The sequence below is a fragment of the Streptomyces sp. NBC_00461 genome (assembly GCF_036013935.1).
Lineage (GTDB): Bacteria > Actinomycetota > Actinomycetes > Streptomycetales > Streptomycetaceae > Streptomyces.
The window spans coordinates 10,096,723-10,123,113 of sequence record NZ_CP107902.1; the positions used below are offsets into that span (position 1 = coordinate 10,096,723).

Here is a 26,391-nt window from a genome sequence, read left to right on the forward strand (position 1 = left end):
GCCCGTGGGTGACAACACCTCTCAGACTCCCGCGTTTCCGCGGCCGATGACGTTTCGACCCTACGGGTGGCCTGTGGTGCTCACGGGCCGACTGGGGATCGTGCACCGGTCGGCCCGAGCCCGGCGTACACCGTGCTGTCGGAATGTGTTTGCCATCGACGCGAGCGGCAACGCGAAGTCCATGAATCAATCGAACAGCGGCACGAATCAAGATTCCGTATCCAAGCGGAGTGCATCCTCCAAGGCCCGGCGGGCCACAGCGAAGGCCACTGCTCCCGCATCGCAGGCGGCAGACAAGGCAGCCGAGAAGTCCGACGACGTGACGTCAGCAGCAGTGGACACGGCCGAGCGTACGGCCGGGACGACCAACGCCGTCGTGCACAGCGCGGCCGAGCATGTCCAAGCCGGCCGCCAGGCCGTCATCGCCGCCTCGGGACAGGCCGTGGCCTTCGCCAAGACGGCATGGACGTTGATCGCCAACCGAAAGGTTCTCGCCGTCGGCGTGGGAGCGGGCGTGTCGGCTTTGGGTGCCACGTCATATCTGGCGGGCCGCCGTGCGGGCCGCCGTACCCACGGCCCGATCACCCGTCTGACCGGCGGTCGGATCTGAGGTGAGGCGGACCCCGCCACCCGCGGCGGGGTCGCCGGCCGGCACCACAACTCGCGTGACCGACGCCCGACATCGGGAGACCACCACCGCCTACCCAAAACTCCGCCACCAGAGCAGCGCCGTCGAGTGGGAGAGCACGGCCCGCCACGCCATACGTGCCCAACGCGCCGTTATCCCGAATCCCACGCCTACTGGCCGAACGCGACACCGAACGCGGCCCCCACCTCACCGCACGTGGACGTGCCTGGGACAGGGCTCACCCTCCGACCGCGTCCGCGTCCGCGTTCGCGTTCGCAGGTACCGACCTACCGACCCGCTGTGTGTCTGTGCCGCGGCAGCGGTGCAGGCGGAGTGATCAGCCGCACAACGTCAGGCCGTCACCTGTGCTACCGTCATGCGTTTGCGCGCTCGCGGCGGGCCGGTGACTCTGCCGTGCTCTTTCCATTGTTGTGTTTCGTCGGCTGCTCATTCCTACCGAGCCTTCCTCGGTACGTTCCCCATGCGGAAGGCTCTTCATGACCCACCCCGACTGCCCCAGCACCTCGCACGGTGACCTCGCCCAGCCGGTGACCACTGTCCCAACGGTGCCTGAGGCAGACTCCTTCGCTGACCTGGACCTGCCGGCCGAGGTGCTGCGTACTCTCACCGAACTCGGTGTGCACGAGCCCTTCCCGATCCAAGCGGCCACGCTGCCCAACGCCCTCGCGGGACGCGATGTCCTGGGGCGCGGGCGCACCGGGTCGGGCAAGACGCTCGCCTTCGGCCTGCCGCTGCTCACACGAATGGCCGGGCGGCGCGCGGAACCGAAGCAGCCCCTCGCTCTGATCCTGGTGCCCACCCGGGAGCTGGCCCAACAGGTCACCGAGGCGCTCTCGCCCTACGCCGACGCGTTGCGCCTACGGATGGCCACAGTCGTCGGCGGCATGTCGATCGGCCGGCAAACGGCTGCTCTGCGCGACGGAGCCGAGGTCGTCGTCGCCACCCCGGGCCGTCTGCACGACCTGATCGAGCGCGGTGCCTGCCGCCTGGGACGAGTACGGATCACGGTCCTGGACGAGGCCGACCAGATGTGCGACATGGGCTTCCTGCCGCAAGTGACCGAGGCGCTCGACCAGGTGCACCCCGACGGTCAGCGGATGCTGTTCTCGGCCACCCTGGACCGCGACGTCGACGACCTGGTCGACCGCTACCTCCACGACCCCGTCGTCCACTCGGTCGACCCGTCCGCGGGCGCGGTCTCGACGATGGACCACCATGTTCTGGTCGTGCATGGCCCCGACCGGTACGCCGTCACCACAGAGATCGCCGCCCGCGACGGCCGCGTACTGCTGTTCATGGACACCAAGCACGCCGTCGACCAGCTGACCAAGCACCTGCGGGCCAGCGGAGTGCACGCCGCGGCCCTGCACAGCGGCAAGTCCCAGCCGCAGCGCACACGGACCCTGACGCAGTTCAAGAATGGGCAGATCACCGTCCTGGTGGCCACCAATGTCGCGGCCCGTGGCCTGCATGTCGACGATCTCGACCTCGTCGTCAACGTCGACCCGCCCACCGACCCCAAGGACTATCTGCACCGCGCGGGCCGCACCGCCCGGGCCGGTGAGTCCGGCAGCGTCGTCACACTGGTGCTATCGGGCCAGCGCCGCGAGATGAGCGATCTGATGGCCGGAGCCGGCATCAAGCCGACCATCACCAAGGTGCGCTCGGGCGAGGCGGAACTGAGCCGGATCACCGGCGCCAAGCCCCCTTCCGGCACCCCGCTCGACGGCGGGCCGGCCACGCCCCGGCCGAAAAACACCAACGCACCCTTCCGCGGCATGGGCACCAGCAAGGACACCGCCCGCGCCGCCGGCGGCAAGTCGCGGAGGGCCGGCGAGGCCCGCAAGCTCGCCGAGGCCCGAAAGGCAGCCGCAGTGCGTCGCGGCGGCTGAGAGCCGAGGCCTCTTGACCACAGATGGCGCCGAGCCTCTTTCGGCATCGGAGGACGTTCCCTGGCTGTTCCCAGGAGTGAGGCATCCGCTTCACCCACATGCGTGATGACGTAATTGCGGTCCGCGTCCCGCAGCCGGTCGGCGTCCGACACTGATCCGTTGAGCAGCCGCTGCATCCAGTCCGCGGTCACATGTCCGGCACGCTCCGACAGCGTCCAGCTGTTCCTCTTCGGCAGCTCAGCCAGCAGTCCCTCGTTGAACCGCGCGAACACCACCCCGAGGCTCGGGCCGGTTGAACAAGAATCCCAACGAACCGGTCAGCGCGGACAGTTCGGCATCCCACTCGGGTATCTGCTCAGCCGTCACACCCAACACCATGCCCGGTCAACGACACCACACGAGCTCCGTCACGGATCTCCGGCTGTAGTACGTGGGCCTCGGCTGACGTAGGCGGCGGTTCCGGCGGCGGTGAGTACCGCTGCGACCACGGCCGCGGGTCGGCTGTCGGCGGCCTGTGTCTGCCAGGTCAGCGCCTCCCCCGCGGTGCCCATGCCCGGGAACACCGCCGCGCCGAGCGTCCACCCGAGAGGCAGGAACCACGAGCGAGCGGTGCCGACCGTGGCCGTCCCCAAGGCGGTCAGGCCCAGCAGGCCGGCCGCGTCGCGGACGACACATCCGAACGGCCCGAACCGCGTGCCGGTGAGCAGTGTGGCCAGCAGCAGCATGAGTACGCATCCCAGGGCCGTGGCCAGGTGGGACATCCGCAGCCCTCCCCACGGCCTCGCCGCCGTGCGGTCCAGGGTGTCGTCGGGGCCTCCGAGCGTGGTGGTGGCGACGGCTACCAGGAGCAGGACCGTCAGGGCGAGTACGGTGCTGCTCACCTCGCCCTCAACGCTGAAGGCCGTCGCCAGCAGCCACGCGATGGCAGTGCCCGCGACGGCCGCGCCGAGCGCCGCCGGCACCTGGCGCGAGCGGACGTAGAGCGTCAGGCCTGTCATCGGGCGCCTCCGCTCAGGAGGTCGGTGGTGTCCTGGCACTTCTGGGCGGCCTGATGGACGGCGACAACCCGGGCTTCGGCCTCGGCTCGCGGCAGTGCCCGCAGCCCCTTCCAGAGCTTGACGGCGTCCGGGTCATGGAACTCGAGGCCATCGGGACCGGCGGTCGGCTCCCGGTCGAGCAGCCAGTAGGCCGCAGCGGTGGCGACTGTGAAGTTCCGGTTGTCTCCGCAGCTGAGAGGGCTGGTGAACACTCCGGTGAGCATCGTCGGTTCGAGCCGTCCCGGGTGGGCGAGGCGACCGTGCTTGTCGACCGTGATACTCATCAGCGCGGTGTCGGCCCGCGACCTCGGTGACGTAGGAGGAGAGAACGTGGAGGTGTCCTCATGTGCCTCGACGATTGATGTCTTCGTCAGGAGTTCCAATGCGTGCCGGGCCTTGGGGGTCACCTCGGGCAGCAACCCTTCGTGCGCCCGGCTGACGCAGACCCGCGGGGCGTCGTCGGTGCACACCAGTTCCTGGGCGACCGGGTCGAGCGTCCCTTGGAGGTAGGCATCGCCGGTCGGCACCACCAGGGCCGTGACCGTGGCCCCGATGGCCAGTGGCAGCAGCGCGGCGAACGCGAACTTACTGTTTTGGACGGCGAAGAGCACGACGCAGGCCACCGCCACCGCGGCCATCCAGAGTGCCTGGGCGGCGCTGACTCCGCCGTCGACGGTGTCGTAGTCGCTGAACATGCTCATCCCCATCGCCGGGGAGAACGCCGCCGTGAATCCGCCGTCCGGAAGGGCGTGGGGCGCGAGGAGCAGTAGCGCGAAGCCGATCGCGGCCAGCGCGGGTGCGGTGGCGAGCGCCGGCACCAGGCGTCCGACGGCCAACCCGAGCCAGACCGAGGCGATCATCGCGACCAGCCCGACGGCCACGACGGCAAACGCGGCCGGCGGCAGGTAGCGCGCCGTGTCGGCGATCCGTGGTGCCGCCGCGAGGAGCGTGACCAGGTAGGCGACGAGCACCGCCAGGGCCGTCGTGGCCAGGATCGGCACCATGCGCTGCGGTCTCGGGCGGGGCACGGCGGCGAGCAGTTCGGCGACGTTCGCCCGGTGCTCGCGATAGGACTGCCAGGCGCCGGCGGCCATCGCAAGGGGCGAGAGAACCGCGAGGTATTCGCGCTGCGTCATGACCAGCGCCATCCACCCCGTGGACCAGCGCCCCGCGGTGGCGTGGAGGACGATCGTGCCGGCGACGGCGATCAGGAGCGCGGCGCCGAGGGCGGCCGAGCGCCGGAGCTCGATGCCGAGGATACGGTTCATGCGTTGCTCCGGTGCTGGCGCAGGAGTGCGGAGTAGCCGCGCTCCGCCGGGCTGTCGCCCGCGTCGCCCTGCCCACCGCGGGCGATCAGGTCGTCGGGGGTGCCCTGGAAGAGGAGTCGGCCTTCGTTCATGAGGATGACATCGGTGCAGGCGGCGACGACGTCCTCGACGAGGTGGGTGGAGACCATCACGCAGCTGTCGACGCCGAGGTCACGCAGCAGGTCGCGGAAGTCGAGACGTTGTTCGGGGTCGAGTCCGACGGTGGGCTCGTCGAGCAGTAGCAGTTCGGGGTCGTTCACGATGGCCTGGGCGATGCCGGCCCGGCGCAGCATGCCGCCGGACAGCGTCTTCATCTTGGCGTCGGCCTTGGTGGTGAGACCCACCCGATCGATCGCGCGTTGTACGGCGTCGGGTATCGCGGTTTTGGGCATTTCCTTGAGCCAGGCCATGTACGCGACGAACTCGCGGACAGTGAACCGCGGGTAGAAGCCGAACTGCTGCGGCAGATACCCCAGTTTGCGACGCACCTCGCGCAGGTCGGCACGGCCGTCCACCTGCGCGCCGAGCAGCGTCAATGAGCCGCTGGCGGGCTTGACGACGGTGGACAGCGCGCGCATCAGCGTGGTCTTGCCGGCGCCGTTCGGGCCGAGCACACCCTGCACGCCGGCAGTCAGCGTCAAGTCGAGTCCGTCGACGGCCAGGTGCCGGCCGGCCCGGACACGCAGTTCGTTTGCGTGGACGAGCCAGGGATGAAGGCTGGGAGCCGTTTCGGCAGCATGTACCGCTCGCATGGGTCTCTCCTGTTTATCCTGTTGATGAGGGTCAGTTGCCACTGGTCAGGCGTCAGTTGCCACTGGTCAGACGGCGGAAGCGCGTGGCGGCGAGCGGTGTGACAGCGGCAAGGGCCACGGTGGCCACCACCCAGTCCCCGGTGCTGCCCGGCTGCAGTACCGGGGACAGGGACTGGGCCGCCACACTCGGCAGCAGGACTGCCGCGGACCAGACCACCGCGAGTCCGATCGCCGCGCGTCGTACGCCGATGAGGGCGCCGAGCACGAGGGTGGCCCCCGTGAACGCCAGGCACGGCAGCAGGGTGAGGGCCAGCGAGGTTCCGGTGCTCACACCCGCCACCAGCAATGCCGGAACCACGACGACGAGCACCGCGAGCGTCCGCCGCAGCACCATGGCCAGGCCGGCTGCCGGTGTCGTGGCGATCAGTTCCCAGGCGGGGTCGATCCGCCGGCTCCATGCCACCGCGACGCCGGGCAGCGGAGCCACCGGGGCCAGCAGTGGCACGAGCGACGGCAGACTCGGCTCGGCGGAGTCCAGGAGTACGCCACAGCCCAGCACCGCGACGGTCACCGCGAGCCAGGGCAGCAGCGTCCACGCGAGCCAGCGTCGGTGCACGGCCGCTGCTGGTGTGCATTGCCGGGTCGGCGACGGGCTCGCTTCGATCGCCTGGCCGAGCGAGACGGCGACACGGTCGAGCAGATCCGTCGTGGCAGGGGTGGCCTTGGCGGCCAGTGACTCACGGCAGTTGGCGCACGCGTCGAGATGGACCTCGATCGACCAGAGCGCGGCGTCGTCGAGTCCGTGCCCGCCGTCCGCGTAGCGGGCCAGGATCGTGGTGGTGGGATGAGTCATGAGAGCGCCTCCCGCAATGCCGTCCGAGCCCGCCGCGCGCGGGTTTTCACCGTGCCCTCCGGCATACCGAGCAGCACCGCCGTCTGACGGACCGACAGGTCATCGAGCACCATCGCCTGCAGCACCTGCCGCAACTCCGGTGGCAGCCGCAGCAGCGCCTGTTCGAAGTTCTGGTCGACGCGGTTCGCCATCACCTCGTCCTCGGCGGCCGGCACGGTCGTATCGAGCAGGGCAACCGTCGGCACCCGCTCCTGCCGGGCACGTCGGCGGAACGCGTCGACGAGACGGTTCGCGGCGATCGCCCAGAGCCAGCCGACCGCACTGCCCTCGGTCACGGAGCCCGCATAGCTGCCGGCCGCACGCCAGACCGCCAGGTAGGTCTCCTGGAGCACGTCGGCGACGACGTCGTCGTCGGCGCAGCGGCGGCGGAGCCGCACCGCCAACCAGGGCGAAGTACGCCGATACAACTCGTCGAACGCTGCCCGGTCACCACCGGCGACGCGACGCACGAGTTCTGCCTCGTCGAGGTCTGTCATCCCTTTCACGATCAGGGAGACGAAACGACCGTCCATTCAGGTTCTCGGACGCTTCGGCGGCTACCGAAGGCAACAGCGCTTTACGCCGAGCGCGAGGTCGTCCACATCGCCGACCGGCCCGAATCGCACCGTGGGCAGCTGCCTGCCCTGGATCGCCTCGCGTACGCGGGCCCCACGCTCGCTGGCGTCGTTGCCGGGCGCCAAGTCGACCCTCACTGTGCAGGGGTTCGCCGGAGTCGTCGGCCTCGACGACAGCGCCCCCGACGCCCAGCCGGCCGTGATCACTGGCTACAAGGCCGCCCGGCGGCTTGGCCCACCTCAAGAACTGGCGGGGGCCTCGGCAAGATCCGCACCGACCCGAAGTGGGCGACCGCCATGGTGCGGGCCCTGCTGGTGCTGACAAACAGCGAAGTCTCCCGGTGACCGATGATCTACGCCGAAGTCATCCGCCCACGATCAGGACGAGCACTCCGGCCCCCGCCCACACCAGACCCGTGACCAGCAACTTCACGATGCACAGTGCTCATTGGAGCACAGGCCACTGGCACCGGCCCCAGTCCGCCGGGCCGACCGCGTCCGGGCCGTCGACGGACATGACGAACTTGCTGGGGAAACAGATCGCGCCTTCGGGAAAGTGCACGATCCTCGCTCCCTGGGCGCTGGCCTGGCGCATCAGAGCCCGGACCTCACGCCGACTTTCGCGCAGCGCTTCAACGTCTCGGGGGTCAGCTCAGACCATAACGAACAAGCCAGAACCCCCGGCTGGGCGGCGGAAGCCCAGTCGGGCTGTGAGCGGTGACCTGCCGAGGGCGATCGCCTCCCGGTGGAAGGCTCCATGAGGCTTCAGCCGGACGATCGTCCCCGTGGACCGGTGGTGAGGCCCGGGGACGCTGTCACCTCCACGACCAAGCACTGATGAGCAGTCAAATGACCTCGTTTGTCTCGCTGTTGACAATGCGCAGGGTGAAACGGGGCGCGTCCGTGGCCGCGACGCATGGCGGTCGGCTGGGGGATGAGGTCGCACAGCAGGGTGGTGAGGTGGCGCAGTTCCTGGACGAGGGGCGGGCGGGGGAGCGGGACGTTGCCGCCCTGGGGTAGTGGAGCGGGTGATGTGCGGGTGAACCTGGCCGATGAGTTCCGGGACGATCGGAGGGTTCCCCGACGGATTCGTCAAGGAAATCGGGCTGCGTTGGGGCTCGGTGCCGGGCAACATGACGGGGTGTCTGATCTGTTGTGGGATGACGTCGAGGGCTTCTTCGACGTCGGTGAGATGGGGTCGCTGCCGGACGTACGCGTCCCTGGCCCCTCGGTGGAGGACTGGCAGGCGGTCCTCGACCTGATCAGCGCGAGCGGCTGGAAGTGCCAGTACTCCGAGGGTGAGGTCGTGATGCCGGTGCCCCGGGCGGAAACAGTGTTGTCCCGCTCGGCTGATGCCGAGTGCCCGAACTTGCGAGTCTGGCCGGCAGCCGAAGTGCTGGCGATCTTCCGCTTCCATGCGGCGGAGGAGATCGACTTCGACGTTGATCTGCGGGAGCTGCAGGGCCAGCAGAGACTCGATGTGTTCTGCGGCTTCCTGCGGGCGATCGGGCGACGGCTGGCCAAGCCGGTGCTGATGGATCCGGAGGGCGACTGCGGTCATCCGGTGCTCGGGTTCGATGTGGAAGCCGATCGAGTCGTTCTGTTGGCTGAACTGCCGGTCAGTTGATCACGGACGCCGGCTGCGGTTCGTAGAAGGGTGCCGTCGCGGAGCATCGCAAAGAGCACGTAGGCCCGATGGCGAGCGAAGCAGAGCAAGGCCTGGGTGCGGTGCTCGCCCTTTGGCGGCGTTCTCGTCGTAGTAGGCCTTCGATGCCGGGTGGGCGAGGTCGGCAACGCGCACAGGGGAAAGGCCCGCTTGAGCTGTTTGTTGCCGCATCGGGAGGGCTGTTCACCGCGGTTCGAGGATCTCGAACTCTGGTTACGGGAGCACTGTGCTTTGAGGTGCGGCGCGCAGCATGGCGTCGCCGACGTGTCCTGGTGCTTGTTCCGAGGGGTGAATGGATGTGCGGCGCGGGCGCGGAACGCGCCGTGGTCAGGCTTTGACCTGCAAAATCACGGCCTTCTGCAACACGCTTGAGGCGGCCTACGCGGTTGTGGCGATGCCGCCGTCGACGGGGATCACGGCGCCCGTCAGGTATGCGCCTGCCCGGCTGGCGAGGAACACGGCGACACCCGCCATGTCGTCGTCGCGGCCGATCCGGCCTAGTGGGGCCGACGCCGCGATCGCCTCGCCGAACTCATCGAGGGTTGCAGCCATTGCATTCCCGTCTCCGTCAGTAGCACCCGGCCGTAGATGCCATTGACCATGCCGAACAACGCGGGCATCGAGAAAACGCCGAAACCGCCAATCCATACCCCCGGCGCCCGCGCCCCCAGACCGACCGCCACTGTCCCACCGGCAAGGATCAACATGACAAAGCCGGTGCGCCGCCAGCTCTTTCGCCGTGCGGCATCACTGTGGCCGATCAACGACATGGGCCATGTTCCTGATGCCACTGACCGGGGCGGTCAGAAGAGCGGACGCAGCCAGCGAAGCATTGGCCCGAGCATCAGGGACTCGGCAGTCCGCCCACCCATCAGCCGTGCGGTTTGCCTTCGTCGGCGATGCTGCGACTGCGCAGTGTCCTTTCGACGGTGAAGCCGAGTTTCTCGGCGGCGGCACACGAGCCGGTGTTGCCGGCCATGGCCCACCGCTCGATGCGGTGCACGTCGAGCGCTCGTGTGCCTGTCTGTGATGTCAACGTGCACACTGACGGTTTCCCGTTCGACCGAAGGACTGAGCCGTGCCCGACCGACCTGAGATTGTGTGCATCTGCGGCTCTACCCGGTTCGTGGACGAGATGCGTGCGGCGAACCGTGCTCTGACCTTCGCAGGTGTCATCGTCGTCGCGCCAGGCGAAGCAGACGAGTTGATCACCAACGAGCAGAAGACCGCGCTGGACGCCCTCCACCTGCGCAAGATCGACCTGGCTGACCGGGTTCTGGTCGTCAACCCCGGCGGGTATATCGGCGAGTCCACGACCAGGGAGATCGCATATGCCCACGCCACCGGCAAGCCGATCTCGTTCACCGATCCCGTCTGACCAGTAGACGCTTCGCGGTCCTCGGCGCCAACATTCCGCTTCACCACGATCATGGCCGCAGGCCGCCGGCGCGGTGCCGGGCGGCCTGCTTCTGGGGATGTTCCCGAACCTGGTGCTGATTCCGCTGCTGGCCGGGATCCTGCTCGTCTCCGCGGTCAAGCTCGCCCGTCACGACTGACATCGGGCGGTAGCACAGCACCGCATTGCGCAACTTCTGATAGCCGGAACTACCAGCAGCGCTTTGGACGCCGTTTGCCGAACCGGCAACGGGAGTGGCATGACCGGGACGCGGTGGGCGACGGTTGGCGGATGAGCAACGACATCGCAGCGGGATCGCCCGCGTCCGGCTTCCCCTTGCCTGCCGACGGATATGTAGGAGACCCCGAGGTGCGGGCGGAATGGGACAGCCGGTACTCCGACCGGCACCAGTTGTGGAGCGGCCGGCCCAACGGAGCGCTCGTGGCCGAGGTCGCCGGGCTCACTCCAGGGCGGGTGCTCGACGTCGGCTGTGGCGAGGGTGCGGATGCCGTCTGGCTCGCGGGCAGCGGCTGGGAGGTGACCGCGCTCGAGGTCTCGGGCGTGGCGCTGGAGCGGGCGGCCGGGCACGCGCGGGACGCCGGCGTCGCCGTTCGCTGGGTGCACGCCGCACTCACCGAGGCGGTGCTTCCGCCGGCCTCCTTCGATCTGGTTTCCGCGCAGTACCCAGCGCTGCTGCGCACCCCGGGCGCCGCGGCCGAGCGGGCGCTGCTCGCGGCCGTCGCGCCTGGTGGGGTGCTGCTGCTGGTTCACCACGCGGGGATGGACACTCAGCACCCGCACGACGGCGGCTTCGACCCGGCTGACTACGTCTGGCCCTCGATGGTCGCCGATCTGCTCAACGACGACTGGGAGGTGGAGGTGGACGAGCAGCGACCACGGGTGGCACCCGACGGTGGCGCGGGCGCGCACCATACCGACGACGTGGTGCTGCGCGTGCGTCGGCTGCGCTGAGGTCCTTCGGCTCGCGGTAGGCCCGGCAACCGGGCAGGCTCGATGACCGCTCCATTGACAACGGGCTGCGGTGGTGACGGCTGGCCGGCACAGGTTACGTACGCGCCGGTGGGCGTCGCCGCTGGAGAGCCCGGTGGGGTGGTGCGTGAGGATGACGAGGACCTGGGCGGCGTTGCCGGACCGGCGCGGGTGCCGCTGGGGGCCGCGCCGGTCCGCGCTATCACGGCCGGGCTGCGGGAGGCGATGGACGAGGCCCGCCGTACGGGCGCCGTCCTCGCCGCCCGGGGCCGCGACGCCCGCACGGCCCGGGTCTGGACACCGCTCGGCCACCGGGGTGGGGAAGCGTGTCGAGTTATCGCTGTTATCGCTGTTGTCGCTTCGCCTTTTGGCTTGCACCGGTTGTGGTCAAGACTCGCCGGGTTACGGGTCTGTCCCAGCCGGCGGCGACCGCGTACAGGTGCGCAACGGTGACGGGAACCACCCTCCCGGCCCGTCGGCGGCGCAGTGCGTCGGGGCCGGTTTTGCGCACGGGACGGCGGCAAGGGAGGGGCTCGGCCGGGGTGCGGGAGGGGCGATGGGGGAGGGGCGTTGCCCGGTGGTGGTGGCAGTTGTGCCTGAACCTCCGTGTAACAGGGGTGTATTGGACGGCAGTTGGACACAACGGCTCGCCCGGCCGGGAGGCTCCTAGTGATCGAACCGCCCGCCTGTACCGACTCGTACAAAGCAGCCGGTACCCCCATCGATCCTGAGGAAGAAACGATGCGCGTTCACAAGCTCACCTCCGCTGCACTGGCCGTCGCCGCCGGTCTCTCGCTCGCGGCCTGCCAGAACGACGACGCCGGCACGAAACAGAGCGACCCGTCGTCCCCGTCCAGCGCGTCGTCCTCGGCCGGTGGTTCGGGCTCGGGCGGTTCGGGGGGCGGCGCGAAGAACTCCGCCGGGGCGGGCTCCGGCGCAGCCAGTTCCGGCGGGACGGGTTCGGCTGCCAAGCCCGGCTCCGGCGCGCACGCCAAGGTCGGCAAGTGCCGCACCGACGGGCTGGAGATCACGGCGAAGAACAACACCATCGACGGCGACCCCGACGCCACCGTCGTGGTCGAGCTGACCAACCACAGCGGCGGGGACTGCACCCTCTCCGGGTACGCGGGCGTCGACCTGAAGACCAGCGCGGGGGTGCTGTCCGCGAGGCGCACCGGCCAGCAGGCCGACTCGGCCGTCCTCAAGAACGGGAAGTCGACGTACTTCCCCATCAACTACCCGTTCAACAAGTCGGGCGGCTCCGGTGTCCGTGTCACCGGGCTGGTGGTGACCCCGCCGAACGAGACGAAGTCGGTCACCCTCAACTGGCCGGGTGCCGCCACGCTGCCCGTCACGGACGGCTCCGGCTCCCCGGTGAAGGTCGGCCCGGTCGGAAGCGCCGGCCAGGGCGGCTGACCCGCACGTCCCGGAATGCTCATGCCGTACCCGGACGGTGGGCCGGTTGAGCAGTTCCAGCGAGACGATGCTGGCGCCGTCCTTGGGCAGCAGGGCCACCGCGACGAGCGCGATGAGCGCCCCGAGGAACACCATGGTCAGCATGGTCCAGCGCGCCAGTTCAGGCCGCTGGTGATGAGGCCGCCGCCGACTGGCGCCTGCCCCCACCAGGTGCAGGAACCCGCAGCGCGTCATCCCTGGCTGGAGCGGAGTTTTCCAGCGGCCCCGGCACAGGTCATCAGGCGGTGTGCATCGAGACGCTCGTGGTCGTGGCCAGGACGACCGCCACCCCGATGGGGCAGATCGTCGAACGCATCGAGAGCTTGCAGACCGAGCGCGGCCGGGCCGATTCCGAGTAGCGGCCGAGAGGAGACTCAGTGCCCTGGCGGTGGCTTCAGTCGTTACGGGTGACCGGCTCGGGATCGGCGTCGAGCGCATCGAGCACTGCGTCGCCGTTCGCTCTCGCCCACTCGGTCAGCATGTGGATCGGATCGATCAGCGTCGCCCCGAGCGGGGTGAGTTCGTACTCGACGCGGGGCGGCACCTCGGCGTAGGCGTGGCGGCGGATGAGTCCGTGCGCCTCGAGTCGTCGGAGTGTCTGGGTGAGCACCTTGCGGGAGATGCCGCCGATCAGCTCGATCAGCTCGCCATGGCGCACCGGGCCCTTGCTGAGGCCGTAGAGCACAACCGCCGTCCATTTGTCGGCGATCAACTCGACCGTCAGACGCGCCGGACAGTCGGCGAGAAAGGAGTCGCCGGGACCGAAACCGCTCATGGCGCCTACGGTACCTGCTGGTTCCTATCGGAAGCCTAGCCTGGGTTCTCTCCCCCCTTCCCAAGCCAGGAGAGTCATGCGAGTCATCACCCAGCAGTCGCTCGGCGGTCCCGAGGTGCTCACCATCGTGGACGCGCCCGAGCCCCGGCCCCTCCCGACCGAGGTTCTCGTCCGAGTCAAGGCGATCGGGCTGAACCCGCTGGAGGCGCGCCTGCGCGCCGGCGAGTTCCCGCTGCTCGGTCGGCCACCATTCGTCCTCGGCTGGGACATCAGCGGTGTGGTCGAACAGGCGCCGCAGACGTGGCGGTTCAGGCCCGGCGACGAGGTGTTCGGCATGCCGTTGTTCCCGCGGGCGGCGAGCGCGTACGCCGAGGTCGTGGCGGCGCCGGCGTTGCACCTGGCACGCAAGCCGGCTTCGCTCTCGCACGTCGAGGCGGCGGCGCTGCCGATCGTCGGGCTGACGGCGTGGCAGGGCCTCGTCGACCTCGGCGGCGTGAGCGAGGGCGACCGCGTCCTGGTCCACGGCGGAGGTGGCGGGGTCGGCCACGTCGCGATCCAGATCGCGAAGGCGCTCGGCGCGCACGTGATCGCGACCGCCGGCGGGAGCAAGCGGAAGTTCGTCGAGGGGTTCGGCGCCGACGAGGTGATCGACTACACGGCGGTCGACTTCACCGAGGCGGTCCGCGACATCGACGTCGTGCTCGACACGATCGGTGGCGACACCGTCGAGCGGTCGCTCGAAGTGCTCCGCCCCGGCGGTCATTTGGTGACGGCGGTGGCCGAGGAGGATGCGGAGCTCGTCGCCAAGTACGCGGCGGCGGGCATGCGCTTCAGCGGCATCGGGGTCGACCCTGACCCGGTCGCCCTGCGAGGCCTCGTCGAACTCGTCGAACAGGGCAGACTCCGGGTCCACGTGCAGGAGACCTTCCCGTTCGAACGCGTCGCCGACGCGCACCGGCTACTCGACGGCGGTCACCTCCAGGGCAAGCTCGTCCTCACCGTCTGATCCCGTCATTGGGGCCTCGTGTGAGCGAGGCCCCAATGAGACCCCAGCGAAGGGAAAACTGCACGTCGCGGCTCAGGTCACGATCGATCATGGCGTCGTGGTGGAGATGCGCGACGTACTCCGGCAGATGCACGGTGACAGGGCCCTCTGCCTGTGGAGAGGAGTCCGGCTCCAGGTCTTGAGTGGGGGCCACCCATCACCATGCACTGCTCTTTGCTATCAGGTCTGAGCATTGCTCCTGCCGGGCCGTATGGGTGGTGGTTGGGGTGGTCAGAGGGGAAACGGAGTCGGTCTGTCCATCTTGGGGGACGGCGGGTCTTTCCGTGCCAGCCCGGTCCACTGCGCGGCAAGTAGTGCCAGGTAGTGCGGATTGAGAAGGAGGTACCGCCGCCACAGCCGACCCGGTTCCAGCGCCAGCCGCCCCAGCCACTCCAGTCCGTGCTTCTGCATCCAGACGGGTGGCCTGCGCAGGATTCCGGCGTGGAAGTCGAACGCGGCACCGACCGCGAGCAGAGGCATCGGCAGCAGCGGACGCATGGCGTGCACGAAGACTTCCTGGCGTGGGCAGCCCAGTCCGACCAGGACGATCCGTGCCCCGGATGCGGTGATCCGGGCGGCAAGTTCCGCGTCCTCGTCGGGGCGGGCGGCGCGGAACTTGGACGCTTCGTGACCGGCGATCTTCAGGGCCGGCAGTGTGTTGTGCAGGTTCAACATCAGGCGGTCCAGCGTCTGCTGGGTCGAGCCGTACAAATACACCGACAGGCCCTCTTCGGCCGCTGCGCGCAGGACGTGCTGGGTCAAGGTCGGGCCGCACACCCGGTCGGTGAGGGCTGCGCGGTGCAGCACGTTCAGCGCCCAGCGCACGGGTTGTCCGTCAGGAGTCACCAGGTCGAAGGAGTTGAGGCGGGCGCCGTGCTCGCGGTCCAGTACGCCCGTCATCACGCCGTGGACGGCCAGGGCGGTCACGGCGAACGGGCGACGTTCCCGGGCTGCGGCGAGCACGTCGTCCACCGCCCCGGCGTAGCTTGTGACGTCGACGAGGACTCCGAGAACGTTCCTCTTCACCGGGTGGGGATCCATCTGTCCACGTTGGCCTCGTAGGTCTCATGCATGATCATTGGCACGTCGTACGTCAACTGCCACTCCGGATAGTGCTGCTCGAAACGGGCGTTGGAGCTGATCCACCAGACGTGGTCGCCGGTCCGGGGAGTGTCGACGTGCTCGACGAGCATCTCGTTTCCGGAGATCTTCTCTGCCAGCGCGATTGCTTCGAGATTGGAGGCGTTGGAGTGCCGGCCACCGCCCAGGTTGTACACCTCGCCGCTGCGTGGGTTGCGGAAGAAGGCTTCGAACGCGGTGACCACGTCATGACTGTGGATGGCGTCCCGCACCTGCTTGCCTTTGTACCCGATGAGTTTGTACGTGCGCCGCTCCATGGCGCAGCGCATCACGTAGGCGAGGAAGCCGTGCAGTTCTGTGGCGGAGTGGCCCGGGCCGGTGAGAGTGCCGCCGCGGAAGCAGGCTGTCCTGAGTCCGAAATAGCGGCCGTACTCCTGGACCATGACGTCCGCAGCCACCTTCGAGGCGCCGAAGACCGAGTGCAGGCAGGCGTCGATGGACATGTCCTCGCCGATGCCTGCGGCGTAGCGGTGCCCTGGGGCGATCTCCCAGCGCGTCTCCTGCTCCACCATCGGCAGGGAATTGGGGCGGTCGCCGTACACCTTGTTGGTGGAGCAGTGGATCAGAGGGGCCTCGATGCAGTGCTCACGAACGTTCTGCAGCACATTGAGCGTTCCTGCGGCGTTGATGTCGAAATCCAGGAACGGGTCGCGTGCCGCCCAGTCGTGGGACGGTTGCGCCGCTGTGTGGATGACGACCGCGATGTCCCGGCCGTAGCTCCGGAACAGGGGTGCCAGCGCGCCCCGGTCGCGAATGTCCACGTCATGGTGCACATAGGACGTGCCGAGGTCCACGGACAGACGTTCCACGTTCCATGCGGTCGACGCCTCCGGTCCGAAGAACTGCGAGCGCATGTCGTTGTCGATGCCGACGACGTCGAGTCCCAAGTCGGCGAAGTGCCGTACCGCCTGGGACCCGATCAGACCGGCCGACCCGGTGACCACCGCGACACTCATACCATCGCCTCCTGAGGAGAGTTGACCTTGACTTGTCGAGGGCTTGGAGCCCGACGCGAGCGTTCGCCCGCGAGCAGGATTCCGGCCGCCCAGTAGAAGGGAGCGGCGCCGAATGGTGATTCGAGGATGACGCCCAGCATGGCGACGACAAGAAGAGCGATCACCAGCAGCACACACAATGACGTCAGTTCGTCGGGCGGTCCTCTGCGGATTGTCCGGGCCGCCGCGGTCAGAAGAGTGACCAGCAGGCCGACGACAATGGTGAGGCCGACGAAGCCCAGTCGGGCAAACGAGGTGATCAGGTAGTTGTGGGGTGAACGCACCCCCATTCCGCGACCGATGGGAAGGTCGCCATTGGACAGTTGAAGAAAGTCCGGTCCGAAGCCCACGCCGACGGCCGAGCGCACCGGATCGTCCAGGGTGTACGTCACGACCCGCTCCCACGCGATCAACCGTGCGCGCTTGGTGCCCTGAGCGTTTTCCACGAGTTCCGAAGAGGCTGTCCCAGGCGCATTGAGCGCAAGGAGACGTTGGCCGGCCGGAGACATCGGAAGCACCACGAGCACGGCAAGGACCGCGACTGCTCCGAGCAGTACCGCGCGAAGGGTGAGACGGCCGTTACTGCCCGCCCGGAACATGACGGCCAGCAGCACGCAGGCACAACAGGCGATGATGCCGGCTCTGTTCACCTGTGCCAGAGCCGTCACGAGCGCGGCGCTTGCCACCGACGCGTGAAGCCAGGTCCTTCCTCGCCTGAAGCGCAGGACCGACATGCCTGCCAGCACGCCGAGGACCGCCACGTCGAAATCGGTCCTGATCTCGAAGATGCGCGTACTGCCCACCTCGGGCAGCGTCGCGGTGAATTCCGGTGCGAGTGTCGCCACCACCATCCATCCCAGGTGCAACAGCAGCCCGCCGTGGATCAACCGGACCGTTCGCTCTCTGCCGCGATCACTCACCTTCTGGTAGCTGCCCGCAGACAGATAGGCGATGGCGGCATAGGCGAAGGGAGCTGCGTCGCGGGCGGCAGTGTGCACATCGTCCCGCACGGCGAGCAGTCGGAACCCCGTCAGGAGCAGCAGCAGTCCGACCAGGATTCCCGGCCCGTAGAGGCGAGCGTGCCGTTTGGCGGAGAGCGCGCTTTTCCAGATGGCCAACAGGAAAGCCGCACCCAGCAGGGCATCGCCGATGTAGAGCGGCCCCGCCTGCATGTGCGAAATCCAGCGGCCTCCGGTGAGCAGAACGGCGACCGCCACCACTCCGGCGATCATCCGGTGGTCACCGGCGGGTTTCCCACCGGGCGGACGGCGGCCCATGTTCGCGCCCACGGCCATCTCGTTCCTGTGCCATCTCGTTTCCACGAATCACTCGCCCTTCCAAGCCGTCGCGCCGAGCCGCCCTTCCTACGTCGGCACCTCGACGTGGTTGCCTGCGACGCGTGTCGCCTCCTCGTACGCCCTGGCAATGCGGGTGATCCAGGACCGCTCCGTGAAGTGGTCGGCGTACACCTGTCGGCAGTGGTCGCGGAGCGACGGGAAGCGGGTGGCCGCCTCTGCCACAACCGGGGCGAGCGGCTTGCTCCACTGCGTGACCAGGCCGGTGCCGTGTTCCCGCACCGAGTCGGCCACCGACGAACCCTCGAACGCCAGGGTCGGAAGCCCGGCCGCCAGAGCCTCGATCTGCACGCAGGGCTGGACCTCGTACCAGCGACTGGGGAAGATCAGGCCGCGCCAGGAAGCCATCCGCCGGCACAGTTCGGCCCGGTCGAGTTGGCCGAGGAAGCGGACCGAGGAAGGGGCGGCTGCCTTGCAGTCGGCGAGGAGCTCGCCGCCGCCGACGACGTCCAGCGGTTCGTGAGCCGGCCACTGACGCAGCAGTTCCAGGACGCCCTTCTCGGCCGAGAGGCGCCCGGCGACGAGCCAACGGCCCGTGTCGTGTCCCGGCGTCTGGTCGGACTGGGGGGCGTCGACGAAATTGGGTACGAGCATCAGGCGCTCGGCCGGGACACCGGCACGCCGGTACGTCCGCTCGGACAGCCCGGAGTTCACGACGATCCGGTCCGCGCGGGCCAGCAGCGGGTCCCGAGCAGGGCCGTGGCGTCCGGCCCACGCCAGTGGCAGCGTCGCGGCCCGGGAGCCGCGGTAGCAGCCGTATCGCAGGGCCGCCCAGGGGTCGCCGTCCGGGCAGCTGGTGCACACGGCGCCCGCACGGTAGAGCGTCGCCGCAGCGCACATGGGCCGGTAGTTGTGCAGGGTCGCCACGAGCGGGCCGACCCAGTGCCTCACCCAGGAACGCCCGAAGTTGGGAAAGAGGTTGTGGACATGCACCACGTCGGGGGCGAACTCACGCAGCCGGGCGAGCGGGCTGTTGCCCCGGCCGGACGCCACGCGCGCTGCTGCCCGCAGCGGGTAGAGCGGATCCCGTGCCAGTTCATCGGTGTGGGCGGCGAACAGCTCCACCGTGTGGCCCGCCGCTCCCAGCGCACGCACCTGGTCTCGTACGAGCGCGTTCTCTCCGCTGGGCTTGCCGGCGGTGTAGAAGCTGTGTACTACCGCGATCTTCATGACAGGTCGCCCTTGGTCGTCGTCAGCCGCAGCCCGCACGCTCCACGGGCAAGAGCTAAATTCGCGCAACCGGCGACCCCTGCCGGTGCTTTGGGGAGGGCGGTGCCGTAAGCCCACCCGTCTGGCGCAGCGACGGGCGTCATCTGGACCGCATTGGGCGAAGAACGGTGCGTTTCTGACCGGTTCTGCTCATTGGGTGAGAGTTCCGCGCGGTTGAGCGTCGCGACCCGACCCATCGAGCACACGTCGGACACACTCGATTGCGTCCCCAGCCTGCCGCACCCCGAGTGATGACCTGATCATGACGAATACCCTTCGTCGGCTTCATCCCGCGGACAGGTGCACGGACCCACAGTGATCCTTGGAGCCGGTTGGAGATGACCGTGACCATTCGGGAAGACGTCCCCCATGTGCCGCTGACAGGGCGTACACGGAGGCAGCCCGACCGGGCTTCGCCCCGCACCAGACGAAGACGCCACCACAAGCCCGCCTGGTATCTGCCGACCGCGGTGGCCGTTGACACCGCGGGCTCGGCCGTGCCGGTGTACACGGCCTTCCGACTGGCAGGGGAAGCACACGCGGTGTGGTACGCGGTCGTGGTGGCCTCGATCTGGGTGCTCATGCGGGCCACGCGCACCCGGTACGCATGGCGCAACCTGGGAGAGAGCGGCAATGCCGACCTCCTGCTGCGGGACTGGCTGATTCTGCTGGGGCTGCTGATCGTGCTCCGAGCGGTCAGCGATGAGGATTCCGTCCTTCCTCTCGCGTTGACCGGCCTGGTCGCGTGCCTCCCGAGCACCGTGGTCTGTCAAGGGCTGACGCACCGTCACCTGTTGGCCCGGCGCCGTGACGGACGAGCCGTCAGCCGGGCACTGGTGATCGGCGAGGCATCCGCTGTCGACGGTCTGGTGAGCCGACTCGCGCGCCGTACCGACCACGAGTTCGTGGTGGTCGGGGTATGCCCGATCGGCGAGGGCAACCCCGACCCGGTGGCCCCGGTCGCGGCACGGCTGGACGAGCAGGGCCCGGCGAACCTGTCCGGTGACGCCTTGCCGGCGCTGGCGGCGGCTCGAAGGCTGGACGTGGACCTGGTCCTCGTCATCTGCGGGCCGAGCATGGCGGGTGAGCGCCTGCGACGGCTGTCCTGGGCCGTGCACGAGGACGGGCGTCCGCTGGTCGTCGTGCCCGGTCTGACCGAGGTGACGCAACGCCGGGTCAGGGTTTCGTCCGCGGCCGGTGTGACGATGCTGCGCGTGGCCCCGCCCCTGCGCCGTGGCACTGCCGTGCTGCTGAAGGCGGTGACGGACCGGGTGGGCGCCGCGTTGCTGCTGATGGTGTTGGCCCCCGTATTCGTCGCGTTGGCGATCGCCGTACGGTGGGATTCGCCGGGAGCGGTCCTGCACTGCCAGATCCGCGTCGGCCAGGGCGGCCGCCAGTTCAACCTGGCGAAGTTCCGCACCATGGTCGCCAACGCCGAGCAGTTGAAGAGCCGGCTTGCCCGGACCAACGAGCACGACGGGCTGATGTTCAAGATCCGCAGCGATCCCCGGATCACGCGCGTGGGCCGGGTGCTGCGCCGCTTCTCGCTGGACGAGCTTCCCCAGCTGTTCAACGTGCTGATGGGGCACATGTCCCTGGTGGGTCCGAGGCCGCCGCTGCCCGAGGAGGTGGCGAGGTACAACGACGTCGAGCTGCGACGACTGAGCGTCAAGCCGGGGCTCACCGGTTTGTGGCAGGTCAGCGGGCGCTCCGACCTGTCCTGGGACGAGACCGTCGCACTGGACCTGCGCTACGTCGACAACTGGTCTCCCTCAGTCGACTTCGGCATCCTGCGCCGCACACTGCGGGCCGTCGTCGAGGGCAACGGTGCCTACTGACTGCTGATACGCCGGCGGCCGCCGGGCGGTCGGCGAAGCAAGCGGGTCAGCACGCCTCTTTGAGATCCTGGCGGGACAGCTTCCCGGGCAGCAGGCCGCGTTCCCGAGCGACCCGCACACCGTGCAGACCCGCCCCGTAGCGCAGGCAGCCCAGCACCAGCGCACCCGCGGTCGCCGCCTTGGCCGCGAGGACCAACGCCACGGGGCATCCGCCCTCGAGCGCTCCCTGAACGGACCACAGAGCCACCCAGATCAGCACGGTGAGACCGGCAGCCTGTGCGTACGCCTCCGCGACCGGCCGCCGCGTGGCCGGGAAGAGCCGGTTCAGCCACGCATGGAACAGAGCCTGTTTGACGAGCTGACTGGCAAGCACCACCACCATCAGCCCGTGAACCCCGCAGCCGAGGAACAGCGCAAGGGCCGTTCCGGCGACGAGAACCAACAGCTGCACCACGGAGATGACCAGCTTGCGCCCCACCGCGCCGATGGCTTCCACCAGCGTGCCCGAGAACTGCGTCACCAGACTGAGCGCGCTGACCAGGCCCAGGATCGGGACCAGCTCCGCGCTGCCTCGCCACTGGCTGCCGAGGAGCAGTGCGACCAGCTGCTCGCTGCTCGCGCCGATCACCGCCCACAACGGAAAGAGGACCAGCGTGGTCAGTGCGGCGCAGTCGGCATAGGAGGCGCTCAGCCGGTTGCTCTCGTTCTGGATGCGGCTGAAGGCGGGAAGGAGAACCTTGCCCGCCGCCGCTTGGATCTGTTGCAGTGGAAGCGACGCCAGGAGTGCGGCGCGGTCGTAGAGCCCGGCGGCGGTGACACCCACGTAGCGGCCGATGACGAGCTTGCCGAAGTCCTCCGTCAGGTATTCCAGGAAGCCGTTGACCGACACCTTGCCGCCGAACCGCATGACCTCATGCATGGCACGCACGTCGAACAGGGGAAGCAGCGAGTGCCGGACCATGAGATAGGGCAGCAGCGCCTGCAGCAGGTACCAGCCGAGCGTGCCGTAGACGAGACTCCACACGCCCGCGCCCAGCAGGGCGGAGGAGATGCCGATGACGCAGTAGCCGACGACGAAGGAGAAGAAGTCGGTGAAGGCGATGGCTCGGTAGCGCATGCCACGGCTGAGCAGTCCGGTTGCGGGGGCGCCCAGGGCCATGAACACCAGAATCAGCGCGGCCGTCCGGATCAGGCTGGTCAATTCAGCGGGGCCGCGCAGCAGTTCGGTGGCGCACGGCGCGATCAACCAGATCACCGCGAAGGAGCAGCTGCCGGCGGTGAGAGCCAGCGCGAAGATCACCCGCACGTCGCGGCCGGTGAGGGACGGGCGCTGTACCACCGCGGAACGCAGACCACCCTGGGCGAAGTTGTGGGCGAAACGCAGCACCAGGTGAGCCAGTGCCATCAGCCCGAAGTCCGCGGGGGTGAGCAACCGGGCCATCGCTGCCGCGTAGGGAATCTGGACGGCGATACCGGCCGCGCCAGCGAGATAGGTCCAGCGCACGCCTTTGACGGTGACGGAGGTCAGCTGCGTCACGGGTGTACCTCGGTGGGGGTTTCCATGGGGCTCCTCGTGTCCGCCTCATGCGGTTCAGGCGAGGACCTTCTCACGGTGCTCAAGAGCCGCCCTGGCAGGCACGCGAGGGCCGCGGCGAAGTAGCCCCAGAGGCCTAGCGGCGCGCGGCGCGCGAAGTGCCGAATTCACACGTACGAGTGATCGGTTCGTACGTGGTGGCGACCGTTCTTCACCGTATTACCGAATTCCCGGCTCCCCTGCCGTACCGCCAAACAGTGCACCGCTCCAGTTGTGCATGAAAAGTGAAGCAGGCGTGCGCTCATATCATTTTCGGTGTTTTGGAGAAACTTCTCCACCTTCCTGTTGAATTCATGGAGAAAGTCATGCGTGTTGCCGTGACCGGTGGGGGCGGTTTTCTGGGTTCGCACCTGTGCGAGGCATTGCTGCGGCGTGGAGACGCCGTCGTATGTCTGGACAACTTCAGTACGGGCCGACCGAAGAACATCGCACACCTGCGGAATTACCCTGCGTTCGAACTCATCCACACCGACGTGAGCGTGACCGCGGACGTTCCCGGTCCGGTCCACGCCGTCGCCCATCTCGCAAGTCCCGCGTCGCCGCCGGACTATCTGCGTCTGCCCCTGCAGACCCTCGCCGTGGGCAGCAGGGGCACCGAGAACGCCCTGGAACTGGCCCGGGTCAACAACGCCCGTTTCCTGCTCGCCTCGACGAGCGAGGTCTACGGCGATCCGCTCGTGCACCCTCAGGACGAGGAGTACTGGGGAAACGTCAATCCGGTCGGACCGCGCAGCGTGTACGACGAAGCCAAGCGGTACGCGGAGGCCGTCTCCCTGGCCTATCGGCGCAGCCTCGGCGTCGACGTGGGAATCGTCCGGATCTTCAACACATACGGCCCGCGCATGCGCAAGCACGACGGCCGGGTCGTGTCGAGCTTCATCGCCCAAGCCCTGGACGGCGAACCGCTGACCATCTACGGCGACGGAAAGCAGACCCGCAGTTTCTGCTACGCGGACGACCTGGTCCGCGGCCTGGTCGCGATGCTGGACTCGTCCGAGACCGGGCCGTTCAACATCGGGAACCCGGAAGAGTGGACCGTGTCCGATCTCGCCGAACTCGTCCTCGACATCACGGGTTCGGATTCGCAGATCCAGTACCACCCACTCCCCACGGACGACCCGGTCCGCCGTCGCCCGGTCATCACTCGTGCCCGTGAACACCTCGGCTGGTACCCGGAAGTTCCGGTGGCGGACGGAGTGCGCCGGACCGTGGAGTGGTTCAGGAGCCGGCCGCAGGATGACGCCGCCCAGACCGGCCCGATCGCGGCGGCTCAGAGCGACACCTCCCACCTCCCCCCGCCGCACGGCGACAGGCCGCTCCCGACCCCCACGGACTTCGCGGTCTGACACGTATTCGAGAAGGACGGGAGGTACCCCATGCCGGATCGCACCACCGTGCTGGTGACCGGCGGCGCCGGTTTCATCGGCAGCCACACCTGTGTCGAACTCCTCGGGCACGGCTATGACGTCGTGGTCGTCGACGACTACTCCAACAGCTCGCCCGGCGCGCTGGAGCGCGTTGCGAAAATCGCCGACCGCCCGCCGATCGCCGTCCACGAGATCGACGTCCTCGACCGGCGCGCCCTCTCCCGGGTGTTCGACCAGCACGATGTCGACGCGGTCATCCACTTTGCCGCGAAGAAGGCCGTCGGGGAGTCCGTCGAACTGCCCGTCGAGTACTACGACAGCAACGTCGGCGGCACCACGGCACTGCTGCGCGTCATGCGCGACCACGGCGTCCACCGCCTGGTGTTCTCCTCGTCCTGTTCGGTGTACGGCAACGCGACCAGGGTGCCGCTCACCGAGCAGGACCCGGTAGGCCCTACCAACCCCTACGCTGCGTCGAAGTGGCTGTGCGAGCAGGTGCTCGCCGACATCTGCCGTCATCTGCCGGAGTTCTCCGTCCTGGCTCTGCGCTACTTCAACCCGGTCGGCGCGCACCCCGGCGGACTGCTCGGCGAAGTCCCCCGGGGTGCGCCCAACAACGTGATGCCGTACCTCGCCCAGGTCGCCGCCGGGCGGCTTGCGAAGCTCAGCGTCTTCGGTGACGACTACCCCACGGCCGACGGCACGGGCGTGCGTGACTACATCCATGTGATGGACGTCGCCGAAGGCCACCGCGTGGCGCTGGAGCACCTCGACGACGAGAACGGCATGCGCGTCTTCAATCTCGGTACGGGGCAGGGCACTTCGGTGCTGGACCTCGTCGCCGCCTTCCAGCGCGCCTGCGGTACGCCGATCCCGTACGAGATCACCAGCCGCCGCCCCGGCGACGTGGCCGCCCTAGTCGCGGACCCGGGCGCCGTGGCCCAGGCCTGGAACTGGACCACGAGCAGAGACCTCACCGCGATGTGCGAGGACGCATGGCGGTTCCAGGAACTCAACCTGTCCGGTTATCCGGACTGACACGGAATTGGGGCGAGCAAGATGCGGCTGACCGTCATCGGAACGGGGTATCTCGGCGCTGTGCACGCTGCGTGCATGGCAGACATCGGACACGAGGTGCTCGGCGTCGACATCGACGCCGAGAAGATCGCGGCGCTCAACGAAGGCAGAGTCCCCTTCTACGAACCAGGGTTGCAGGACGTGCTCGGCAGAGCCGTCGGTTCGGGGAAACTGCGCTTCACCACCTGCCTCGGCGAGGCAGCCGAGTTCGGCGATGTGCACTTCGTCTGTGTGAACACCCCGCAGAGCCGGGACTCGTCGGCCGCCGACCTGCGGGCGGTCGACACCGTCATCGACGCGCTGGCGCCCCGGCTGCGCCGCCGCTGCCTGATCGTGGGCAAGTCCACGGTTCCCGCGGGAACGACGGCCCGACTCGCCGCGCGCGTCCAGGAGGCTGCCCCGCAGGGCACGGCCGTCGAGGTCGCCTGGAATCCGGAGTTCCTCCGGGAGGGCTTCGCCGTCCAGGACACGCTCCGCCCGGAACGGCTGGTGGCCGGCGTTCTGTCGCAGCGAGCGGACCAGATTCTGCGCCAGGTCTACGCACCGATGCTGCGCGCAGGTGTGCCCTACATCAGCACGAACCCGGCAACCGCCGAGCTGGTGAAGGTCGCCGCGAACTCCTTCCTCGCCACGAAGATCTCGTTCATCAACGCGATGGCCGAGGTCTGCGATGCAACAGGCGCCGACGTGACGACCCTGGCTGACGCCCTGGGCTACGACACCCGAATCGGCCGCCGCTTCCTGCGCGCAGGACTCGGCTTCGGGGGCGGATGCCTGCCCAAGGACATCAGGGCGTTCACGGCGCGCGCCGACGAACTCGGCGTCGGCAGCGCTGTGTCGTTTCTCCGCGAGATCGACGAGATCAACGCACGGCAGCGACGGCGCACCGTCGACATCGCCCGGGACATGGTGGGCGGAGAGTTCACCGGCCGCCGCATCGCCGTCCTCGGTGCCACGTTCAAGCCCGACAGCGACGATGTGCGCGACTCGCCCGCTCTCGCCGTTGCCGTCGCGCTCCACCGCGAGGGTGCGGACGTACAGCTGCACGACCCGCAGGGAATCGACAACGCCCGGGCCGCTTGGCCCATGCTCGGATACGCCCCCGACGTGGACAAGGCTTGCCTGGGCGCCGATCTCGTCCTGCATGCGACCGAGTGGAGCCTCTATCGCCGGATCGACCCCGTCGCGCTCGCCGCCGTGACACCCGCGCGAAGGATCCTTGACGCGCGCAACGCCCTCGACGCGTCGCAGTGGCGGGCCGCCGGATGGACTCTGCGGGCGCTGGGTCGGCCCACGCCGCCCGCCCTGCCGAGCCAGCAGGCGGCCGCCGACCACGTGCTGTCCGCCGACCTGGGCTGAACCCCGCGGCCCGGCTGAGGCCACGG

Annotated in this window: 25 protein-coding genes and 1 pseudogene; 12 read left to right on the plus strand and 14 right to left on the minus strand. The window is 68.8% G+C overall.

Annotation, left to right across the window (positions count from 1 at the left end; translation table 11 throughout):
- Positions 1-145: 145 nt before the first annotated feature.
- Positions 146-610: a hypothetical protein gene (locus OG870_RS46630; protein WP_327692264.1), complete on the plus strand. Its 465-nt coding sequence runs from the start codon at positions 146-148 to the stop codon at positions 608-610.
- Between the two features lie 515 nt (positions 611-1,125).
- Positions 1,126-2,541, plus strand: a complete 1,416-nt coding sequence (locus OG870_RS46635) for a DEAD/DEAH box helicase (protein ID WP_327692265.1) — start codon at positions 1,126-1,128, stop codon at positions 2,539-2,541.
- Between the two features lie 407 nt (positions 2,542-2,948).
- Here OG870_RS46635 and OG870_RS46640 read toward each other — a convergent pair whose 3' ends face one another.
- Genes OG870_RS46640 through OG870_RS46660 form a run of 5 tightly spaced genes read right to left on the minus strand, consistent with a single transcriptional unit; the run spans position 2,949 to position 7,026 of the window.
- Positions 2,949-3,539 (minus strand): hypothetical protein, encoded by a 591-nt coding sequence (locus OG870_RS46640; protein WP_327692266.1) that lies wholly within the window; start codon positions 3,537-3,539, stop codon positions 2,949-2,951.
- Positions 3,536-4,846 carry a hypothetical protein gene (locus OG870_RS46645; protein WP_327692267.1) on the minus strand — a complete coding sequence of 437 codons (1,311 nt, stop codon included), beginning with the start codon at positions 4,844-4,846 and terminating at the stop codon, positions 3,536-3,538. Before OG870_RS46645 ends, OG870_RS46640 begins: the two co-directional genes overlap by 4 nt.
- Positions 4,843-5,637: an ABC transporter ATP-binding protein gene (locus tag OG870_RS46650; protein WP_266528393.1), complete on the minus strand. Its 795-nt coding sequence runs from the start codon at positions 5,635-5,637 to the stop codon at positions 4,843-4,845. The genes OG870_RS46645 and OG870_RS46650 overlap by 4 nt, the downstream gene beginning before the upstream one ends.
- Before the next feature lie 52 nt (positions 5,638-5,689).
- Positions 5,690-6,490, minus strand: a complete 801-nt coding sequence (locus OG870_RS46655; protein WP_266928052.1) for a hypothetical protein — start codon at positions 6,488-6,490, stop codon at positions 5,690-5,692.
- Positions 6,487-7,026 carry an RNA polymerase sigma factor gene (locus OG870_RS46660; protein ID WP_266528399.1) on the minus strand — a complete coding sequence of 180 codons (540 nt, stop codon included), beginning with the start codon at positions 7,024-7,026 and terminating at the stop codon, positions 6,487-6,489. The genes OG870_RS46655 and OG870_RS46660 overlap by 4 nt, the downstream gene beginning before the upstream one ends.
- A 1,219-nt stretch (positions 7,027-8,245) precedes the next feature.
- Between OG870_RS46660 and OG870_RS46665 the strand changes: the two genes are divergently transcribed.
- Complete coding sequence (locus OG870_RS46665) at positions 8,246-8,731, plus strand: hypothetical protein (RefSeq protein WP_327692268.1); 486 nt, start codon at positions 8,246-8,248, stop codon at positions 8,729-8,731.
- Here OG870_RS46665 and OG870_RS48370 read toward each other — a convergent pair.
- The 3 genes and pseudogenes from OG870_RS48370 to OG870_RS46675 all read right to left on the minus strand — a co-directional run.
- Positions 8,724-8,993, minus strand: a pseudogene (locus OG870_RS48370) (IS110 family transposase); the annotation flags it as partial. The gene OG870_RS46665 and the pseudogene OG870_RS48370 overlap by 8 nt on opposite strands.
- 155 nt (positions 8,994-9,148) lie before the next feature.
- On the minus strand, positions 9,149-9,418 hold the full coding sequence (locus OG870_RS46670; protein ID WP_266588170.1) for an SDR family oxidoreductase: 270 nt from the start codon (positions 9,416-9,418) through the stop codon (positions 9,149-9,151).
- Between the two features lie 223 nt (positions 9,419-9,641).
- Positions 9,642-9,806: a GNAT family N-acetyltransferase gene (locus tag OG870_RS46675; protein WP_266528401.1), complete on the minus strand. Its 165-nt coding sequence runs from the start codon at positions 9,804-9,806 to the stop codon at positions 9,642-9,644.
- 42 nt (positions 9,807-9,848) lie between these two features.
- Between OG870_RS46675 and OG870_RS46680 the strand changes: the two genes are divergently transcribed.
- The 4 genes from OG870_RS46680 to OG870_RS46695 all read left to right on the plus strand — a co-directional run bounded on the left by OG870_RS46680 (position 9,849) and on the right by OG870_RS46695 (position 12,747).
- Complete coding sequence (locus tag OG870_RS46680; RefSeq protein ID WP_266588171.1) at positions 9,849-10,148, plus strand: hypothetical protein; 300 nt, start codon at positions 9,849-9,851, stop codon at positions 10,146-10,148.
- 309 nt (positions 10,149-10,457) lie between these two features.
- Complete coding sequence (locus OG870_RS46685) at positions 10,458-11,138, plus strand: class I SAM-dependent methyltransferase (protein ID WP_266528410.1); 681 nt, start codon at positions 10,458-10,460, stop codon at positions 11,136-11,138.
- 759 nt (positions 11,139-11,897) lie between these two features.
- On the plus strand, positions 11,898-12,572 hold the full coding sequence (locus tag OG870_RS46690) for a DUF4232 domain-containing protein (RefSeq protein WP_266928043.1): 675 nt from the start codon (positions 11,898-11,900) through the stop codon (positions 12,570-12,572).
- Positions 12,573-12,618: 46 nt separating this feature from the next.
- A complete protein-coding gene (locus OG870_RS46695) occupies positions 12,619-12,747 on the plus strand; it encodes a hypothetical protein (protein ID WP_266528416.1) in 129 nt (42 codons plus the stop codon).
- A gap of 258 nt (positions 12,748-13,005) precedes the next feature.
- Here the strand turns inward: OG870_RS46695 and OG870_RS46700 are convergent, their stop codons facing one another.
- A complete protein-coding gene (locus tag OG870_RS46700; RefSeq protein WP_266528419.1) occupies positions 13,006-13,386 on the minus strand; it encodes a winged helix-turn-helix transcriptional regulator in 381 nt (126 codons plus the stop codon).
- Positions 13,387-13,462: 76 nt separating this feature from the next.
- Between OG870_RS46700 and OG870_RS46705 the strand changes: the two genes are divergently transcribed.
- Positions 13,463-14,392: an NADP-dependent oxidoreductase gene (locus OG870_RS46705; protein ID WP_266588179.1), complete on the plus strand. Its 930-nt coding sequence runs from the start codon at positions 13,463-13,465 to the stop codon at positions 14,390-14,392.
- Between the two features lie 270 nt (positions 14,393-14,662).
- Here the strand turns inward: OG870_RS46705 and OG870_RS46710 are convergent, their stop codons facing one another.
- The 4 genes from OG870_RS46710 to OG870_RS46725 all read right to left on the minus strand — a co-directional run bounded on the left by OG870_RS46710 (position 14,663) and on the right by OG870_RS46725 (position 19,091).
- Positions 14,663-15,457 (minus strand): WecB/TagA/CpsF family glycosyltransferase, encoded by a 795-nt coding sequence (locus OG870_RS46710; protein ID WP_266588181.1) that lies wholly within the window; start codon positions 15,455-15,457, stop codon positions 14,663-14,665.
- Positions 15,454-16,527: an NAD-dependent epimerase/dehydratase family protein gene (locus OG870_RS46715; protein WP_266528428.1), complete on the minus strand. Its 1,074-nt coding sequence runs from the start codon at positions 16,525-16,527 to the stop codon at positions 15,454-15,456. Before OG870_RS46715 ends, OG870_RS46710 begins: the two co-directional genes overlap by 4 nt.
- A complete protein-coding gene (locus tag OG870_RS46720; protein ID WP_266528431.1) occupies positions 16,524-17,855 on the minus strand; it encodes an O-antigen ligase family protein in 1,332 nt (443 codons plus the stop codon). The genes OG870_RS46715 and OG870_RS46720 overlap by 4 nt, the downstream gene beginning before the upstream one ends.
- Positions 17,856-17,930: 75 nt before the next feature.
- On the minus strand, positions 17,931-19,091 hold the full coding sequence (locus tag OG870_RS46725) for a glycosyltransferase family 4 protein (RefSeq protein ID WP_266588185.1): 1,161 nt from the start codon (positions 19,089-19,091) through the stop codon (positions 17,931-17,933).
- 383 nt (positions 19,092-19,474) lie between these two features.
- Here OG870_RS46725 and OG870_RS46730 point away from each other — a divergent pair, with 383 nt between their 5' ends.
- Entirely contained in the window at positions 19,475-20,968 is a 1,494-nt protein-coding gene (locus tag OG870_RS46730) for a sugar transferase (RefSeq protein ID WP_266928039.1), read from the plus strand.
- A gap of 46 nt (positions 20,969-21,014) precedes the next feature.
- On the opposite strand, the gene OG870_RS46735 is transcribed toward OG870_RS46730, so the two are convergent.
- Positions 21,015-22,505: an oligosaccharide flippase family protein gene (locus OG870_RS46735; protein ID WP_266588189.1), complete on the minus strand. Its 1,491-nt coding sequence runs from the start codon at positions 22,503-22,505 to the stop codon at positions 21,015-21,017.
- Between the two features lie 362 nt (positions 22,506-22,867).
- On the opposite strand from OG870_RS46735, the gene OG870_RS46740 reads away from it, so the two are divergent.
- Genes OG870_RS46740 through OG870_RS46750 form a run of 3 tightly spaced genes read left to right on the plus strand, consistent with a single transcriptional unit; the run spans position 22,868 to position 26,365 of the window.
- Positions 22,868-23,908 (plus strand): UDP-glucuronic acid decarboxylase family protein, encoded by a 1,041-nt coding sequence (locus OG870_RS46740; protein WP_266588191.1) that lies wholly within the window; start codon positions 22,868-22,870, stop codon positions 23,906-23,908.
- 30 nt (positions 23,909-23,938) lie between these two features.
- Positions 23,939-24,967, plus strand: a complete 1,029-nt coding sequence (galE, locus tag OG870_RS46745; protein ID WP_266528446.1) for a UDP-glucose 4-epimerase GalE — start codon at positions 23,939-23,941, stop codon at positions 24,965-24,967.
- 21 nt (positions 24,968-24,988) lie between these two features.
- The gene (locus OG870_RS46750) at positions 24,989-26,365 is read left to right on the plus strand and encodes a UDP-glucose dehydrogenase family protein (protein WP_266588193.1); all 1,377 of its coding nucleotides are present in this window, start codon (positions 24,989-24,991) and stop codon (positions 26,363-26,365) included.
- Positions 26,366-26,391 lie beyond the last annotated feature (26 nt).

Bases quoted from the DNA above. Each gene is read 5' to 3' on its own strand.
- galE (WP_266528446.1), top strand. From the start codon at position 23,939: ATGCCGGATCGCACCACCGTGCTGGTGACCGGCGGCGCCGGTTTCATC.
- OG870_RS46650 (WP_266528393.1), bottom strand. From the start codon at position 5,637: ATGCGAGCGGTACATGCTGCCGAAACGGCTCCCAGCCTTCATCCCTGG.
- OG870_RS46685 (WP_266528410.1), top strand. From the start codon at position 10,458: ATGAGCAACGACATCGCAGCGGGATCGCCCGCGTCCGGCTTCCCCTTG.
- OG870_RS46655 (WP_266928052.1), bottom strand. From the start codon at position 6,490: ATGACTCATCCCACCACCACGATCCTGGCCCGCTACGCGGACGGCGGG.
- OG870_RS46740 (WP_266588191.1), top strand. From the start codon at position 22,868: ATGCGTGTTGCCGTGACCGGTGGGGGCGGTTTTCTGGGTTCGCACCTG.
- OG870_RS46725 (WP_266588185.1), bottom strand. From the start codon at position 19,091: ATGAAGATCGCGGTAGTACACAGCTTCTACACCGCCGGCAAGCCCAGC.
- OG870_RS46690 (WP_266928043.1), top strand. From the start codon at position 11,898: ATGCGCGTTCACAAGCTCACCTCCGCTGCACTGGCCGTCGCCGCCGGT.
- OG870_RS46660 (WP_266528399.1), bottom strand. From the start codon at position 7,026: ATGACAGACCTCGACGAGGCAGAACTCGTGCGTCGCGTCGCCGGTGGT.
- OG870_RS46705 (WP_266588179.1), top strand. From the start codon at position 13,463: ATGCGAGTCATCACCCAGCAGTCGCTCGGCGGTCCCGAGGTGCTCACC.
- OG870_RS46715 (WP_266528428.1), bottom strand. From the start codon at position 16,527: ATGAGTGTCGCGGTGGTCACCGGGTCGGCCGGTCTGATCGGGTCCCAG.
- OG870_RS46645 (WP_327692267.1), bottom strand. From the start codon at position 4,846: ATGAACCGTATCCTCGGCATCGAGCTCCGGCGCTCGGCCGCCCTCGGC.
- OG870_RS46750 (WP_266588193.1), top strand. From the start codon at position 24,989: ATGCGGCTGACCGTCATCGGAACGGGGTATCTCGGCGCTGTGCACGCT.
- OG870_RS46635 (WP_327692265.1), top strand. From the start codon at position 1,126: ATGACCCACCCCGACTGCCCCAGCACCTCGCACGGTGACCTCGCCCAG.
- OG870_RS46640 (WP_327692266.1), bottom strand. From the start codon at position 3,539: ATGACAGGCCTGACGCTCTACGTCCGCTCGCGCCAGGTGCCGGCGGCG.
- OG870_RS46670 (WP_266588170.1), bottom strand. From the start codon at position 9,418: ATGGATTGGCGGTTTCGGCGTTTTCTCGATGCCCGCGTTGTTCGGCAT.
- OG870_RS46700 (WP_266528419.1), bottom strand. From the start codon at position 13,386: ATGAGCGGTTTCGGTCCCGGCGACTCCTTTCTCGCCGACTGTCCGGCG.